This is a genomic window from Marinobacter vinifirmus, assembly GCF_002258215.1.
GTDB classification, from domain to species: domain Bacteria; phylum Pseudomonadota; class Gammaproteobacteria; order Pseudomonadales; family Oleiphilaceae; genus Marinobacter; species Marinobacter vinifirmus.
Genome location: NZ_NEFY01000002.1, coordinates 434,399 through 449,718, shown reverse-complemented (window position 1 = coordinate 449,718; position 15,320 = coordinate 434,399). Strand labels below are relative to the sequence as shown.

Sequence of the window (15,320 nt, the reverse complement as noted above, 5' to 3'; positions counted from 1 at the left end):
TAATAGAACGTGCTGCGGGACAGCCCGGCTGCACGCAGCAGTCGTGCCAGGGAATGCTTCTGCCTTAACCCTTGGACCGCTTGCGCTTTTTGCTGCGCGCTGCGGCTTTCTCTTTCTGGATCAAGGCATCCAGCTTTTTTAGATAAGCGTTCTCCGCCCGCAGGTACAACAGCTCTTCGATCAACTCATCCTGCGAGAGACTGCGCTCTGGCGCATCAGCAGGTGGGAGGTCTACAGACTTTTTGGCCATCGGGGCAGCTCGCTTGGTCTCGGAAAGTGGCTTGGTTAGCTGGCCACTATGATACTGCACCAGCCATTTGCCAATAAGCCCCGTGCTCCTGAGGTTAAATCTCGCCTCTGCCTGCCGGTCCGTCAGGCCATCTCGGGTCACGCACTTGACGACATGGAGCTTGAACGACGGGCTGTAATGGTGCTTGGTTGCGGGCTCCAGCCCCTTCAGACCATGGTGCCGGTATCTCGTCACCCACCGCCGAACCAAAGATCTATCGACATTGAATTCTCTGGAGATGCGGTTGAAGCTGGCCCCGCCTTCGAGGTAAAGCTTCACCATCTTTAATTTGAATGCTTCACTATGTGTTCTTGTCATGTGACTCCCCAAAAGTCGGTGTCCAACTTTCGGGGGTCACTTCATAAGGCGGGGTCAGACCCCCGGTACATTTCGAGTGGTGAAATGTATTGGGGGTCTGACCCCGTTCATTAGCCTGCCAGTTCTTCTACCAAGACTCCCGCCGGAATCTCCCGACAACCGCTGGCATTCTGCCCGGACCACAATGGTGAGAAATCCCCGGTGCCAGCCGCTTCTCCGGCCGCCCGCAGCGGTGCAATGGCATTCGTTGCAAGGGGAAATGCCGGTGCCTGAGCGCAAACCGGGCCCAGCTCCCGCATTACCCGGTTAACAATGCCCCGCGCGGGGCCGCCGGAGAACAGGTTGGTGATGGCCGTATGCCGCGCCGCCGGGCTTTTCAGGGCCTCGCGGTGCAGGGGTTTGGTGGTGGCTTCCGGGCAGAGCATGAATGCGGTGCCGATTTGTGCAGCTACGGCGCCCAGGTCCAGGGCTGCCCGCACACCTTCAGCGGTGGCAATGCCACCGGCGGCGATGACCGGAATCTTCACGGCAGCCACAATCTGCGGCAGCAGGGCGAACGTGCCCATCTGGGTGGTCATGTCCTTGGTGAGGAAAATGCCCCGGTGCCCACCGGCTTCCAGACCTTGCGCGATGATGGCATCGGCGCCGTGCTGTTCCAGCCAGAGGGCTTCGTCTACGGTGGTGGCAGTGGACAGCACCTTCGCACCGGCTTTTTTGACGCGCTCCAGAAGTTCCGGCTTCGGCAGGCCAAAGTGAAAACTCACCACGGCGGGGCGAAACTCTTCCACAATCGCTGCGGACTCTTCATTAAACGGCATGCGCCCCGGGCCGGCGGTGATGCTGGCCGGATCAATGCCGAACTCCTTGTAATAGGGCGCCAGCGCCTGCCGCCAGTTGGCTTCTTGCTGGGGGTTGGGCTCGGGTGGCGTGTGCGCAAAAAAGTTCAGGTTGTAGGGCTTGCTGGTGGCTTCATTCAACGCCTTAAGCTCTTCCCGCAAAGCCTCCCCTCCCAGCATTGCACAAGGCAAAGACCCGAGCCCACGGGCATTCGAAACCGCCGCCGCCAGCCGATAATCCTGAACCCCCGCCATCGGCGCCTGGATGATGGGCTTCTCGATGTTAAACAGGGCTTTCAGTGCGTTACTCATAGTTTCTTCTCCAATTCGGGGTCAGACCCCCAGTACATTTCGTGTGGCTGAATGTATCGGGGGGCTGACCCCCGCAGTGTGTCGGTTGGGCCAAGGTTTGTGGCGGGGTGGGTTGGTAAGTTTACCGGAATAACAAGTTCAATGAGCGGAGTGTGGGTTTTATGAGTCGACAGGTGTTTATTACCGGCGGGGCCAGTGGTATCGGGTTGCAGCTGGCGCGGAGTTATTTGTGCACGGGCGCAGCGGTGACTTTGTTTGATGTGCAGCCGGCGGAGCAGGCGGTGGCGGAGCTTTCGGCGCTTGCCGGGGCGCACAAGGTGCGGGCGTTTGCGGTGGATGTCACCCGGCCGGAGCAGGTGCGGGAGGTGCTTGCAGAGGCCGCAAGGGATGCACAGCCGGATGTAATGATTCACTGTGCCGGCATTTGCGTGGCGGCGGATTTCGAGGCGATTGATGACGACACCTACGCCCGGGTGATCAACATTAACCTGGTTGGCACCCGCAATGTGGTGGCGGGGGCGCTGCCTCACCTGAAATCCGGCTCGCAGTTGGTGCTGATTGCTTCCATGGCCGGGCTGGTGGGCTGTTACGGGTATGCGGCTTACTGCGCTTCGAAATACGGGGTGGTTGGGCTGGCGGAGGTGTTGCGGATTGAGCTGGCGCAGAAGGGGATTGATGTAACCGTGGTGTGCCCGCCGGAGGTGGAAACGCCGATGGTGGAAGCGGAGCGGCTGAACAGGCCGAAGCAAACGGAAGCCCTGAAACTTATGGCGGGTACGCTGCCGCTGGATTACGCGGTTCGGCGGATTCGCAAGGGCATTGAGGCCCGGCGCTTTATGGTGATCCCGGGCTGGCGGGCCCGGGGGTTGTGGTTTACCAACAAGTTGTTGCCGGGGTTTATGACGCGCCGGTTGGCGGATTTTTTGGTTAGCCGGTGATCGGTGGCGGGTCTGACCCGCCGATAAAAATCCGCTCTGGAGGATAATTTATCGGGGGTCTGACCCCGAATCAGGAGAGGGCCTGGTTGAGGTCGGCGATCAGGTCTTCGACGTCTTCCAGGCCTACGGACAGCCGCAGCATGCCGTCGCCGATGCCGCGTTTCAGGCGTTCTTCGCGGCTCAGGCCGTGGTGGCTGGTGGCGCTGGGTTGGCTGACCAGGCTTTCGACGCCGCCCAGGCTGGTGGCGAGCAGGAAGATTTTCAGGGAATCTGCCACCTTTACGGCTGCTTGCTGGCCGCCTTCCACTTCAATGCTGAGCATGCCGCCGAAGCCGGTCATTTGTTGTTTGGCCAGGTCGTGGCCTTCGAAGGAGGGCAGGCCGGGGTAGTGGACTTTGGTGATTTTCGGGTGCTGTTCCATGGCCTCAGCTACCGCCATGGCGTTTTCGTTGTGCTGGCGGATGCGCACCGGCAGGGTTCGCAGGCTGCGGGATAGCAGGGCGGCGGTTTCCGGGGCGATCAGCTGGCCCAGGTTTTTGCGCCAGGCGGCTACCGGTTTGGCCAGTTCGGCTGAGGCCATCAGGGCGCCGGCGGTGATGTCGCTGTGGCCGCTCAGGTATTTGGTGGCGCTGTGCAGTACCAGATCTGCCCCCAGTACCAGCGGTTGCTGGTTGATTGGGCTGGCGAAGGTGTTGTCTACCGCCACCAGGGCGCCGTGTTGGTGGGCGGTTTCTGCGATGGCGCGAATGTCCAGGATGGCCATGTTCGGGTTGGCCGGGGTTTCGAAATACACCAGTTTGCCCGATTCGCCCAGCTCGTGTGCCAGCCGGTTCTGTTCTTCACGGAACAGGAAGGTGACCGGAATGCCCAGGGCCATGCAGTGATTTTTCAGCAGTTCCTGGGTGCCGCCGTACAGGTCCCCCACGCAGACAATCCCCTTGCGGCCGTGGGCCAGCAGCGTTGCAGAAATTGCCGCCATGCCCGAGCCAAACGCCAGTGCCGCTTCCGCCTGCTCCAGCCCGGCCAGCCCCTGTTCCAGTTCACGGATGCTCGGGTTGGTGCCCCAGCGGGTGTACAGGTTGCCTTCGCTGCGCCCTTCAATCACATCCAGCAACGCGGCGGTGTTCTCGAACCGGTAGGTGGTGGTGTTGTACACTGGCGAGTAGGGGCTGCCGAACTGATCCATGTGCCGGCGGTTGTGGATGATGCGGGTGGCGGGGCCTTTGTGGTTCATGGTGGTTCCTGTTTGTGCGGAGGAGATTCGGCTTATCCGTTGAAAGGGATAAAATGATCGGGGTCAGACCCCACTTTCTGGGCTTGTGCTCGAAGGTCGGTGAGAATCGGGTCAGCTACTTTCGCCGGAAATCCATTGGGTAGCCGCGCGTTGACGGATTCGATGACGGCTTCGGTTTGAGCCACCGTTTCTTCCATTATGGCGGCGGCCCGCGTCGGCGAAAAGCCCATGGCCTTCGCTGTTGAGAGGAAGTGCCGGGGAAGCATCTTAGCGCGTGCGGGTGCCAGGCTGTCGTGATCCATCAGCGGATAGGCTGAAATGACGTCGTACAGTGGCGTCATGCGGTAAGCCGAGCCGGGTTCAAGGAACAGACTGAAGTTCTTGGCGTGGCCGTCGATGGCCGCCAGAAGCCAGAACACCAGCTGGGTTTTGAAAAACGTATCCCGGTCCTGGCTGGCATTCTGCGAGCCTTCAAGAATCTTCATGCATTGGCGAAGACCTGGCCCGCCATCGCTTTCGTATTTCAGCGCGGGCGAAATGCCCAGTGCCTGGCAGAAGTCTTCCTGGGGCAGACGCATCAGCCAGGAACCATCACTTGACCATTTCCGGTCAAAACGTTCGACAATCAGGATGCTTTGGTTCCCGAAACACGCCAGGTCTGCATTGGCGGTTGGCAGGCCGAAGGCTTTGAGAATCTGAAGGCAGAGCCATTCGTTCTCGCTGCTTTCGCGCAGATCAATGTTGCTGTGCTCGAGAAAACCAATCGGTAGTTTGAAAATGTGGCTGGTGGGCGTCGACCCCAGAGGAAGTTGCCATTGATTTTGGTGCCACAGCAGTGCGGTTTTCTCCTGCGCGCCCGCCAGTGATATGCGGAAATCGTGATCTTTGGCCATACCCAGCGGCGCATCCTGGTAGCCTGCCAGAAGGTTCTCGATGTCCCGGTTGTTCAGCGGCCTGGCCCTGGTTTGTGTAACGTCAGGCAGCACCATGCCATTGGGGTATAGCTGAATGGCCCCAATGCAGTCTCTGCCCACGCTGGCAAGGAGATCGAAGGGGTGACTGCTGGCAACACGAAAGCGAGCTTGCATGCGGGCTCGGAGGGTATCGGAATCCGGCAGCAGGTTGTCGAAGAAGTTATAGACTTTTTCACCCTTGTAGGGTGCAAGTGTGAGCGGCAAGGACAACGAGATAGCCCGCGCGCCCGGCCGGTCTACCCATTCTTTCAGGTACTGAAAAGTCATCGCGCCGGAGCGAGCCTTTTCAAGAGTGCCAACCTCAATTCCGTTGAGGGCTACCAGCAGTTGTGACATCTCACCACTCCTGGTCCCAGCCAGCTTCGGCATTTTTTGCATCGCGCTCGCTCAGGTGCATCTCCAGATCGAGGGAGGTAAGCAGCTTGAACAGCGTTTCAACCCGAGACGCCCCCGGCTTGTTCTCGAAGCCAGATATGGTCGCCTGTTTCAGGCCAACGTTATCAGCAACCACGCTCTGGCTGAGCTGACGCTCCTTCCTGATGTTCTTCAATGCCTGCGCCAGCATTTCAGGTGATGTGATTCTCACACTTATCCCCTTAAGCGGATTTTCTTAACCATATACCCTGCAGGGGATAAAGTCTATTTATCCTCTTGTTGGGATAAAAACTTCGGGGTCAGACCCCGGGGTCTGACCCCGGTGGTTTTATTGGCCGGGGAGTAGGCCGCATTGTAGACTGTTGCGTATTGAGAGGATAACCAAGTTGCTTCAACCCAAAGAAGGATGACGCTTTGTCTATCAAGTTGACTGAATTCAGCCACGGCGCGGGCTGTGGTTGCAAGATTGCGCCGGATGTTCTGGACCGGATTCTGCACACCGATATGCCGGATTTTCATGATCCAAAGTTGCTGGTGGGTAACAGCAGCCGGGATGACGCAGCGGTAGCGGACATCGGCAACGGGATTGGCGTGATCAGCACCACCGATTTCTTTATGCCGGTGGTGGATGATCCGTACGATTTCGGCCGGATTGCGGCGGCGAACGCCATCAGTGATGTGTACGCCATGGGCGGCAAGCCGGTGATGGCGATTGCGATTCTGGGCTGGCCGGTGAATGAGCTGGCGCCGGAGATTGCCGCGAAGGTGATTGATGGCGGCCGTGCCGTATGCGCCGAGGCAGGCATTGCTCTGGCCGGTGGCCACAGTATCGATTCCCCGGAGCCGATTTTCGGGCTGGCGGTGACCGGACAGGTGGCGGTTGATCGCATTATCCGCAACGACACCGCCAAGGCGGGTGACCTGCTGTATCTGACCAAGCCGCTGGGCGTGGGCATTCTGACCAGTGCCTCCAAGAAGGGCAAGGTAACGCCGGAAGACCTGGCCGTCGCGGTGCAGAACATGTCGACCCTGAACAAGGTGGGCGAGGTGTTCGCACAGCTTGATGGCGTGAATGCGATGACCGACGTAACCGGTTTCGGCCTGGCTGGCCACCTGCTGGAAGTCTGCCGGGGCAGTGGCCTGAAGGCTACCGTCAGCCGCAAGGCGATTCCGACCCTGCCAAACCTGCAGCCGTACATTGATGCCGACTGCATTCCGGGCGGCACCCACCGCAACGCGGCAGCGTTCGGCAAGGCGATCTCCGGCATGACCGAGGCCGACAAGCTGCTGTTCTGCGATCCGCAAACCAGTGGCGGCCTGATGGTGAGCGTAGCCGAAAGCAGCCGCGAAGCCTTCGAAGCCAAGGCCCGCGAGCAGGGGCTGGAGCTTCAGCCGCTGGGTCGCCTGGAAGCGACCGGTTCCGAAGAGAGCTTGGTGTTCATCGAAGACTGATCGCACCCGCAATCAAAAAGCCGCGCCCGGTACCAAACCCGGCGCGGCTTTTTTGTATCCGGGGTCAGACCCCGAATACATTTGGTGAGTCAAAATGTACCGGGGGTCTGACCCCCATGGAAGATCAGGGGCAGGTGGTTGAAGCCGCCGGTGGGGAACATGGCGCGTTCTGGTTGTTCGCCTTCTGTGCTGTCCACGGCGGCTATCTGTTTCAGGAATTCTTCCATGAATACCTGCAGCTCCATGCGGGCCAGGGGGGCGCCGGGGCATACGTGGATGCCAGCGCCGTAGAGCAGGTTTTTGCTGGCGTTCTGGTGCGGGCAGTAGCTGTCCGGGTTGCCGAATTCGGCTTCGTCCCGGTTGGCGGAGGCCCAGAGGAGGGTGATTTTCTCGCCGGCCGGAATGGTGCGGCCGCCGATTTCGACTTCGCGGGTGGTTACCCGGCGGTTGGAGATCAGCGGGGCATCCATGCGCAGGATTTCGTCGATGGCTTCGGGCAGCAGCTCCGGTGCGGCTTTCAGGTCGGCCATTAAAGCCGGGTGCCGGGCCAGGTAGTTCAGCAGTATCGAGACGGAGGCGGAAATGGTGGCCAATTCGCCCACGGTCCAGTTTCGCATCAGGCTGACCAGCTCTTCATCGGTCATCGGCTTGCCGTTTACCTGTTCGCGCATCAGCGAGGTAGTAACGTCGTCCGGAGCCTGGTCACCGGCCTGGCGGCGGGCGTCGAGGATGTCGCGGATATAACCATCAAATTCCTGGGCGACCTCGGCCATGGCCTGGCGGTCCCGGGCGAGGGTGGCGCGGTGGTTCTTGCGTACCCATTCCGCCAGGGGTTCGTGCAGGCGCTCGGGCCAGCCCATGAAGGCGCATTGGATATGCAGGGCGAAGGGGCGGCTGAGGGCATCGACCACGTCCACGGTTTCCCCCTTGGCCAACTGGCTTACCAGCCCACGGGCAATCTCACGGCAAATTGGTTCGAACCGGGCCATGGGTTCCGGGGCGAAGTAGGGTTCGATCACTTTGCGATAGGGAGTGTGCTCGGGCGGGTCCATGCCGTTGGGAACAGACAGGTGAGCAGACACGGCGTTGCTGAAGGTGTCGTGGTCTTCCAGTACGGCCATGACGTCTGCATGGCGGAACAGCGTCCATTGCTGGTAGTCGCTCCAGGCCACGGGGCAGCGTTCGCGCATGTCGTCGTACGCGCGGATCTGGTCTTTCTTTACGCTGGCGGCTCTTGGGTCCCAGTCTTCGTGGCGCTGTTCGGTCATACGGCCTCCTGATGGTCTCGTTAGCTTGCTTTCAGGCTAACACCGGAGGCCGCTGGCCATTTGGAGAAATGTCAATTTATGACATTTGTAAAGGAAATTGCCTATGCGCCGCGGGTAACGCTCACCACCTTCAGGTGGATGGGCTTGCGGCCTTTCATGGGCCATTCGATGCTGTCGCCGATGCTCAGGCCCAGCATGGCGGCACCGGCCGGGGCCAGGATGGAAACCTTGTGGTCTGCATCGCCCACTTCGTGGGGGTACACCAGCATCATTTCGTGTTCTTTGCCGGCGTCTTCATCCACAAAGCGCACCATCGAGTTCATGGTAACCACGCCTTCGGGCATTTCGGCCAGGGGCACGAGGTCTGCGCGGCTGAGTTCGTCTTCCAGGCCGTCGGCGACGTCGGACTTGCCGGCCATGCGCTCGAGCAGGGTGCTCAGGCGGTTGTAATCTTCTTCGGCAACAGTAATAGAGGGTAATTCAGACATAGAAATCTCCGGAAAAATGGTTCAACAATGTTGGGTTTTAAGCGCTGAATCCGGAAGGGTTGTAAGGTGGATTCAGCGAAATCAGAGGCGGATAGCAGCCCTGCCGGTGTTCGCAGAGGAAGACCGCAGTGCCAAAGAGGATGTGTGAATACAGGAAATCTGGCTGTTCACGTTGTTCGAATCAGTCCGTTATAGGATGCTATAGGCTGAATCTAACCCCCAAAGAGCAAAATGGCAACGGTTAAAAGGATGATGGCATGCCGGTAGTTGTACAGGCCCTGTTTCCGGTTTTCGTATTGATCATGTTGGGCCATGTTTTACGGCGGCTTAACTTCCCAGGCGGGGATTTCTGGCCCCAGGCGGAGCGCTTCACCTATTACATTCTTTTCCCGGCCATGCTGGTGTTCAAGCTGGGGCAGGCCAGGTTGCCGGCCTCGGCCTATGCCGACACTGCGCTGCTGATTGTGGCCATGCTGCTGGCGATGACGGCGGTGCTGGTGGCGGTTCAGCTGTTCTGGCGCTGGAGCGGGCCGGTGTTTTCTTCGGTGTATCAGGGCGCTATTCGCTTTAACTCCTACGTGGGCCTGGCGGCGGGCGGAATGCTGCTGGGGGATGATGGGCTGTCCCTGACGGCCATCGCGGTGGCCATTATGGTGCCGTTGCTTAATCTGCTGTGCATTCTGATGTTCTCGCTGGTGGCGGGGCAGGACAAGGTCAGCGTGGTTCAGGTGTTGCGGGCGATTGTGACCAACCCGCTGATTGTCGGCTCGGTGCTGGGGGTATTTTGGAGCTGGTTCCAGATCGGTTTCCATCCGCTACTGGCGGGCATCCTGGCACCCCTGAGCAACCTGGCGTTGCCCATGGGGCTGATGACGGTGGGGGCAGGGTTGCAGTTGAGCGCCTTGCGGGGTGCTTCGGCGCCGTTCCTGGTGTCGTCCGGGTTGAAGCTGCTGGCTTTCCCCGCCATGGTGGTGGGGCTGGCCTGGGCGCTGGGAATGAGTGGTTTGCTGGTGCAGGTAGCGGTGTTGCTGGCAGCGTTGCCTACCGCCACCTCGGCTTATATCCTGGCACGCCAGTTGGGCGGTGATGCGCCGCTGATGGCGGGTATCATCAGCGGGCAGACCTTGCTGGCGATGGTCACCATTCCATTAATACTGAGCCTGTTCTGGTAGGCATTCCAGCACGGCATCGGCAATGGATTGCTGGAACTGGATGTAGCCTTCGCTGGTCGATTCGATATCGGTGGCCAGCGGGTCCCAGGTGCTGAAGGTCACGTTCAGGCCTTCCGTAATGGAACGCCACCACTGGCGGTTGAACTGGGGTTCGGTCAGTAGGCAGGGCTGGTTGGCCTGGCGCAGTTTGTCCTGCACTTCGGCAATATGCCGGGCGCCGGGAGACAGCTCCGGGTTCAGGGTGAGCACGCCATCCAAGTTCAGTTCATAGTGTTCGGCAAAGCGTTCAAAGGCACTGTGGTAGGCGAACAGGCTGATGCTGTGAAGCGGTGCCAGGCTGGCTTTGATGTCCTGTTCTGCTGCATTCAGGTCTTGCTCGAACCGGGCCAGGTTGGCGTCTAGTTCTTCTTTCTTCATATCCTCCAGCGTGACCAGTCTGGCGTGGATGTCCCGTGCCATGTCCAGGGCCAGTTGCGGGTCTGTCCAGATGTGCGGGTCTTCGCCGTCTCCGTGGTCGTGGCCATGGTCGTCGTGGTGATCATGGCCGCTGTGTTCATCTTCGTGATGATCGTCTTCGCCTTCCGGCACGTCGGTAAAGGCCACCACCCTGCCGTCGAATTCATGGCCACCGAGCAGGCGGCTGAGGAAGGTTTCCATCTCCGGCCCAACCCAGAAGATGGCATCGGCCTGCTCCAGGGCACGGCGCTGGGAGGGTTTCATGGTGTAGTTGTGGGGGCTGGAGCCGGCAGGTACCAGGGTTGAAACCTGCACGCTGTCGCCGGCCACCGCTTTCACCAGCAGTTCCAGAGGCTTGATGGAGGTAACAACGTTGGCGGCAGAGGCCGGAAAGGCGGTAACGGCCGCGGCCATGCCAAGGGCGAGAGAGAGGGTGCTGCGTTTCATGGTACTGAATCCTGATGATGTCCTGAAACGTTATAATATTACATTAACGGCAGTTGGTGCAAAGCCGATCATGCGAAACCGCCCCATGGCCGCTATAATGCGCCCTTTATAAATCGGCCACTTATTTTCAGGATGGTTTCATGACAGTACGCACCCGAATTGCCCCGTCGCCCACTGGCGATCCACACGTTGGTACCGCCTACGTGGCCCTGTTCAACCTGTGTTTTGCACGCCAGCACGGTGGCCAGTTCATTCTGCGCATTGAAGACACGGACCAGGCCCGCAGCACGGCGGAATCCGAGCAGGATATTCTCAAGGCCTTGCGCTGGCTGGGCCTGAACTGGGATGAAGGCCCCGATGTGGGCGGCCCCCACGGCCCTTATCGCCAGTCTGAGCGTAAGCACATGTACGGCCAGTATGCAGAAGACCTGGTTACCGCCGGCCATGCCTTCTATTGCTTCCGCACTCCGGAAGAACTGGACGCCATCCGCGAAGAGCGCAAGGCCCAGGGCCTGAACCCGGGTATCAAGGGTGATCTGGAGTTGCCGGCAGACGAAGTGAAGCGCCGCCTGGATGCCGGTGAGTCTTACGTTATCCGCATGAAGGTGCCGGATGAAGGTGTGTGCGAGATCCAGGACATGCTCCGGGGAACCATCGAAATTGACTGGGCCCAGGTGGACTGCCAGATCCTGCTGAAATCCGACGGCATGCCTACCTACCACCTGGCTAACGTGGTAGATGACCATTTGATGGGCATTACCCACGTGCTGCGGGGTGAGGAGTGGATCAACTCCGCGCCCAAGCACAAGCTGCTGTACCAGTACTTTGGTTGGGACATGCCGGAGCTTTGTCACCTGCCGCTGCTGCGTAACCCGGACAAGAGCAAGCTGTCGAAGCGCAAGAACCCAACCAGCATCAACTTCTATGAGCGCATGGGCTTTTTGCCGGAGGCGGTCACAAACTATCTGGGCCGCATGGGCTGGTCCATGCCGGACGAGCGCGAGAAGTTCACCCTGGATGAGATGATCGAGAACTTCGACATCCAGCGTGTGTCTCTCGGTGGCCCGGTGTTTGATGTAGAGAAGCTGCGCTGGCTGAACGGCCAGTGGATTCGCGATGAGCTGAGCGACGTACAGTTCATGGAGCGGATGCACCAGTGGTGGTTCAACCGTGACGACCTGCAAGCGCTGGTGCCGCACATCAAGGGCAGGGCAGAGGTGTTCTCTGACGTAGCTCCGATGGCTCAGTTCATGTTCAGCGGCATGCTGAACCTGAAGCCGGAAGACTTCGCCCACAACAAGCTGGAAGAAGCCCAGGTCAAGCGGGTGCTGCAGTTCACCCTGTGGAAGCTGGAGGCCCAGCGCCACTGGAGCAAGGAAACCATCTTTGCCGACATCAAGGCCCTGGCCAAGGCCATGGACCTGAAGATGGGGGATTTCATGTTCTCGATCTTCGTGGCCATTGCCGGAACGCCCAATTCCTGGTCGGTGATGGACTCCATGGCCCTGCTTGGCCCGGACATGACCCGCGCCCGTTTGCGCACCGCACTGGACGTAATGGGTGGTTTCTCCAAGAAAGAAACCAAGAAAGTAGAGAAAGAATACGCCGCTTTGGGTATTTAATAAGCGGTTTGTCGGATAATTGAACGATGTGAACAGGGATGTTCAAAAAACTTTAAAAAAAGCGAAATCGGGTGTTGACGGCCTAGGGGCGGATCCTTAATATACGCATCCGTTGAGGGGCCATAGCTCAGCTGGGAGAGCGCAACACTGGCAGTGTTGAGGTCAGCGGTTCGATCCCGCTTGGCTCCACCAATTTCTAGTCCCCTTCGTCTAGTGGCCTAGGACTCCGCCCTTTCACGGCGGCAACAGGGGTTCGAACCCCCTAGGGGACGCCAATACGGCTTGACGGTTTAGTCCACCGGATAGCCATCAAAAAAACCGCCTTCGGGCGGTTTTTTTGTGCCTGGAATTTGCCCCCGGGGTCAGACTCCCCAACGGGGGTCTGACCCCCAGTTCTGAAGTGACCCCGAAGTTCTCCCGATTCTCCGAGTTAAAAGGGGTCAGACCCCCGTTGGGGAGTCTGACCCCTGGGGGCTGCCCCCTGGTCCCCTAGCGGGCGGCAATCGCTCCCTTGCCCACGCCCTCATACGCCTTCACCCGAATCTCGTCTTCCGGAAACTCTGCCTTCAGCGTGTCGGCAATATGTGCCGCAATCAGCTCTACGGTGGTGTCTGTGTCGAGCATGTACACGCGGCTTTCCGGCAGGGTGAGGGCGAACTCGCCCTGGTTGGCTTCGTATTCGAAGGTGATGTACGCCGCGCCGTCGTCGCCTACAAAGCGGCGGGTTACGTCTTCTTCGGTGCCTACGTAGATATCCTTCCACAGTTTGGCCCAGCGGTTTTCCAGGTCGTAGTCCCGGTGGCCGTTGCGGTCGATGCGGATGGGGGAGCGGTGGCCGTGGGCGATGCGCTGGCAGTTGCCCAGGTGTTTCTTCAGGCCGTGTACGTAGTGGTAGTAAGCGCCTTCAATCACGTCTTCCCGCAGGTTGATTTCCACGGAGGTGACGTTGCCGGGCAGCACTGCCATCAGTTCTTTTTCCAGCAGGGCGGCTACGGCCGAGGGGACTACGCGGTCTGAGGACAGCCACACCACGGCTTCATCCGGTGAGCGGTGTTCGATGCGGCTGCCGTCGGTCAGGTCCCAGACAAAGGTGTCCGGGGTTTCTTCGTCCCAGTGCAAGCCTTCATAGCCACGGGGGATCACCAGGCGGTGGTCTACCCGCTCGTCGATCACCCGTTTGATGGTGCGTTTGACCAGGCTGAAATCGAACACCATGCCCTGTTCGTCCAGTTCGCCGCCCAGAACCACGTCGGCAATCCAGCTTTCACCCACAAGGCCCCGGCTTGGGTCCAGGTAGGCGAAGTCAATCACGGTGAGGTTGTCGACAAAGAGGTGGTTCATGAATGGTCCGGCTGATTTGGTTGCATGGTGGCGGAATTCTAGCAAAAATCGCGGGATTCAGCAGTTTACTGCAGCTATCCACGCTATTAAGGAATCCGGCATCTTAACCATCAACCCTCGTTCTCACGATCAGCAGTTTCCGGCATTGGTGCTGGCGGCGGGCCGTGCCTCCCGAATGGGGCATTACAAACAGTTGTTGCGGGTTCCTGGGCGCGGCACGTTACTGGACAACGCCATTGGCCAGGCCCGGCAGTTGTCGGCGCAGGTTACCGTGGTGGCTGGTGCGGGTTATCCGCTGGTGCGTTTTCGCTGCCACAGGCAGCCGGCAAGCTGGATTGTGTGCGACAACTGGCAGGCCGGGCTGGCGGAATCCCTGAAGGCGGGTGTGGCGGCCCTGGGGCCGCAGGCATTGGGGGTGTTTGTGGTGTTGGGGGATCAGCCGTTATTGGATGTGGACGGCCTGAAGCAGCTGGCCCGGCAGGCCCGGGGTAACCCGGCAAAAGCCCTGGGCGCCGGTTACGGGCGCAGAACGGGTGTGCCGGCGTGGATTCCGAGGGCCCTTTGGCCGCAGGTATTTCAGCTGGAAGGGGATGCCGGAGCGGGCGTTATCCTGAACCGTGCGGGAGCCGGCCGGGTAGAGATTGCCGGGGTGCAACAGGATGTCGACACCCCCGGCGACTGGCGTCAGGTACGTGCGGCGTTAAACGCCGAACAGGCCTGACAGCCAGGCAATACCCACACTGAAAATACCGAGGCTCACGGCCAGGCCCAGCGTGTACATGCGGGAGTTGGCGGAGCGCTGCTGGGATGCGTACAGGTCGATGGTGCGCTGGGCGATGTCTTCCGCGGTTTCACGGGAGATTTCGTGGGCCTGCTGAATGGCTTCAGACTGCAGGGTTTGCCAGAACTCGGTGTCGATGGTCTGCACATTGGTGATGTGGTCTTTCAGCTCGGCCAGGTGATCGGGGGTAAAGCCGGCGGTTTTCGAGAGTTCTTTCTTCAGGGCCGACAGTTCCCGGCCCAGGTTGATGTTCACCTCGGCGGCTACGTCGTCCCGCAGGTTGCGGGTGCGCTCGTCGACCATCGCGGTGAGAGTGTTCAGGCGTTCTTCCAGCTCCGCCTCCTGCTTGCTCCGGGAGTCGTCCAGGGCCCGTTTCAAGTGGTCGTACTGTTCATCAAACAGGTCACTCAGCAGTTCGTGCAGGCGATTGTTGATGTGGGTTTTAACCGCCGAGCGGGAAATCTGTTCGATCAGGTCGCTGGTCAGCGGCACCACATCAGCACCGGCGTGGCCGTTCAGGTTGATCTCGGATTTCGGCTCGACCTCGGCGGATTCCACCTCAGCCGGCGGCTCCGGCAGGGTGCCGTGCTCTACGTCGTTGGCCAGCTCCTGCAGGGCGAGCTCCAGGCGGTCGGTCTGGGGCGGCTTGGTGAGAATGCTGTAGATGCCGAAGTTCCTGGCTTCATCTGTGAAATCGGAGGATTTCTTGGAGGTGCACATGATAATCGGAATGCCGGCGGTGTCCGGGTTGCCCTTGATGGCCTTGGTGGCCTCTACGCCGTTCATGCCGGGCATCAGGTGATCCATGAAGATCACATCCGGGCGGCCGTTGTTTTTCAGGAAGTCCAGGGCTTCCTCGGCAGAGCTTGCCATGTTCACTTCCATGTCACGACTCTCGAGCAGTTTGCTGAGGGCAAACCGGGCTACCTTGGAGTCGTCCACAAGCAGAGCATTCTTGATTGGCATGTCACTTCCTCAACCTGTTACTGCTGACGCGTGGGTGCTGCGACCGGGTTT

General features: G+C 59.8%; 15 protein-coding genes and 2 tRNA genes. 7 read left to right on the top strand and 10 right to left on the bottom strand.

The genetic code is table 11. The annotated features are described in order from the left end of the window. Positions 1-64 precede the first annotated feature (64 nt). Both B9Q17_RS04545 and B9Q17_RS04540 read right to left on the bottom strand, forming a co-directional pair. Positions 65-607 (bottom strand): helix-turn-helix domain-containing protein, encoded by a 543-nt coding sequence (locus B9Q17_RS04545; RefSeq protein ID WP_094624264.1) that lies wholly within the window; start codon positions 605-607, stop codon positions 65-67. A gap of 110 nt (positions 608-717) precedes the next feature. Then, a complete protein-coding gene (locus B9Q17_RS04540; protein WP_094624263.1) occupies positions 718-1,755 on the bottom strand; it encodes an NAD(P)H-dependent flavin oxidoreductase in 1,038 nt (345 codons plus the stop codon). Positions 1,756-1,916: 161 nt separating this feature from the next. Between B9Q17_RS04540 and B9Q17_RS04535 the strand changes: the two genes are divergently transcribed. Beyond that, on the top strand, positions 1,917-2,693 hold the full coding sequence (locus tag B9Q17_RS04535; protein ID WP_094624262.1) for an SDR family oxidoreductase: 777 nt from the start codon (positions 1,917-1,919) through the stop codon (positions 2,691-2,693). A 70-nt stretch (positions 2,694-2,763) separates the two neighbouring features. Here B9Q17_RS04535 and B9Q17_RS04530 read toward each other — a convergent pair whose 3' ends face one another. Genes B9Q17_RS04530 through B9Q17_RS04520 form a run of 3 tightly spaced genes read right to left on the bottom strand, consistent with a single transcriptional unit; the run spans position 2,764 to position 5,487 of the window. Continuing rightward, the gene (locus B9Q17_RS04530) at positions 2,764-3,927 is read right to left on the bottom strand and encodes a trans-sulfuration enzyme family protein (RefSeq protein ID WP_094624261.1); all 1,164 of its coding nucleotides are present in this window, start codon (positions 3,925-3,927) and stop codon (positions 2,764-2,766) included. Positions 3,928-3,959: 32 nt separating this feature from the next. Further along, entirely contained in the window at positions 3,960-5,237 is a 1,278-nt protein-coding gene (locus B9Q17_RS04525; RefSeq protein ID WP_094624260.1) for a type II toxin-antitoxin system HipA family toxin, read from the bottom strand. Between the two features lies 1 nt (position 5,238). Beyond that, a complete protein-coding gene (locus tag B9Q17_RS04520; RefSeq protein WP_094624258.1) occupies positions 5,239-5,487 on the bottom strand; it encodes a type II toxin-antitoxin system RelB family anti-toxin in 249 nt (82 codons plus the stop codon). A gap of 203 nt (positions 5,488-5,690) precedes the next feature. Here B9Q17_RS04520 and selD point away from each other — a divergent pair, with 203 nt between their 5' ends. Next, entirely contained in the window at positions 5,691-6,728 is a 1,038-nt protein-coding gene (gene selD / locus B9Q17_RS04515) for a selenide, water dikinase SelD (protein ID WP_094624257.1), read from the top strand. A gap of 89 nt (positions 6,729-6,817) precedes the next feature. Here selD and B9Q17_RS04510 read toward each other — a convergent pair whose 3' ends face one another. Both B9Q17_RS04510 and rnk read right to left on the bottom strand, forming a co-directional pair. Continuing rightward, positions 6,818-7,996, bottom strand: coding sequence for a cytochrome P450 (locus B9Q17_RS04510; protein ID WP_094624256.1), 1,179 nt, complete (start codon positions 7,994-7,996; stop codon positions 6,818-6,820). Between the two features lie 101 nt (positions 7,997-8,097). Further along, on the bottom strand, positions 8,098-8,484 hold the full coding sequence (rnk, locus tag B9Q17_RS04505; protein ID WP_094624255.1) for a nucleoside diphosphate kinase regulator: 387 nt from the start codon (positions 8,482-8,484) through the stop codon (positions 8,098-8,100). A gap of 257 nt (positions 8,485-8,741) precedes the next feature. Here rnk and B9Q17_RS04500 point away from each other — a divergent pair, with 257 nt between their 5' ends. Continuing rightward, complete coding sequence (locus B9Q17_RS04500; RefSeq protein WP_094624254.1) at positions 8,742-9,656, top strand: AEC family transporter; 915 nt, start codon at positions 8,742-8,744, stop codon at positions 9,654-9,656. Here B9Q17_RS04500 and B9Q17_RS04495 read toward each other — a convergent pair. Continuing rightward, positions 9,633-10,559 (bottom strand): zinc ABC transporter substrate-binding protein, encoded by a 927-nt coding sequence (locus B9Q17_RS04495; protein WP_094624253.1) that lies wholly within the window; start codon positions 10,557-10,559, stop codon positions 9,633-9,635. The two genes, B9Q17_RS04500 and B9Q17_RS04495, sit on opposite strands and share 24 nt — an antisense overlap. Positions 10,560-10,699: 140 nt before the next feature. Between B9Q17_RS04495 and gltX the strand changes: the two genes are divergently transcribed. The 3 genes from gltX (at position 10,700) to B9Q17_RS04480 (ending at position 12,456) form a co-directional block, all read left to right on the top strand. Beyond that, positions 10,700-12,181 carry a glutamate--tRNA ligase gene (gene gltX, locus B9Q17_RS04490; protein ID WP_094624252.1) on the top strand — a complete coding sequence of 494 codons (1,482 nt, stop codon included), beginning with the start codon at positions 10,700-10,702 and terminating at the stop codon, positions 12,179-12,181. A 116-nt stretch (positions 12,182-12,297) separates the two neighbouring features. Next, positions 12,298-12,373 (top strand) — tRNA-Ala (locus tag B9Q17_RS04485). A gap of 7 nt (positions 12,374-12,380) precedes the next feature. Continuing rightward, positions 12,381-12,456, top strand: a tRNA-Glu gene (locus tag B9Q17_RS04480). Between the two features lie 214 nt (positions 12,457-12,670). Here B9Q17_RS04480 and B9Q17_RS04475 read toward each other — a convergent pair. Beyond that, on the bottom strand, positions 12,671-13,522 hold the full coding sequence (locus tag B9Q17_RS04475) for a 6-carboxytetrahydropterin synthase (RefSeq protein ID WP_094624251.1): 852 nt from the start codon (positions 13,520-13,522) through the stop codon (positions 12,671-12,673). 175 nt (positions 13,523-13,697) lie between these two features. Between B9Q17_RS04475 and B9Q17_RS04470 the strand changes: the two genes are divergently transcribed. After that, the gene (locus tag B9Q17_RS04470) at positions 13,698-14,243 is read left to right on the top strand and encodes a nucleotidyltransferase family protein (RefSeq protein WP_244177305.1); all 546 of its coding nucleotides are present in this window, start codon (positions 13,698-13,700) and stop codon (positions 14,241-14,243) included. On the opposite strand, the gene B9Q17_RS04465 is transcribed toward B9Q17_RS04470, so the two are convergent. Beyond that, a complete protein-coding gene (locus B9Q17_RS04465; RefSeq protein WP_094624249.1) occupies positions 14,223-15,269 on the bottom strand; it encodes a response regulator in 1,047 nt (348 codons plus the stop codon). The genes B9Q17_RS04470 and B9Q17_RS04465 overlap by 21 nt on opposite strands. Positions 15,270-15,320 lie beyond the last annotated feature (51 nt).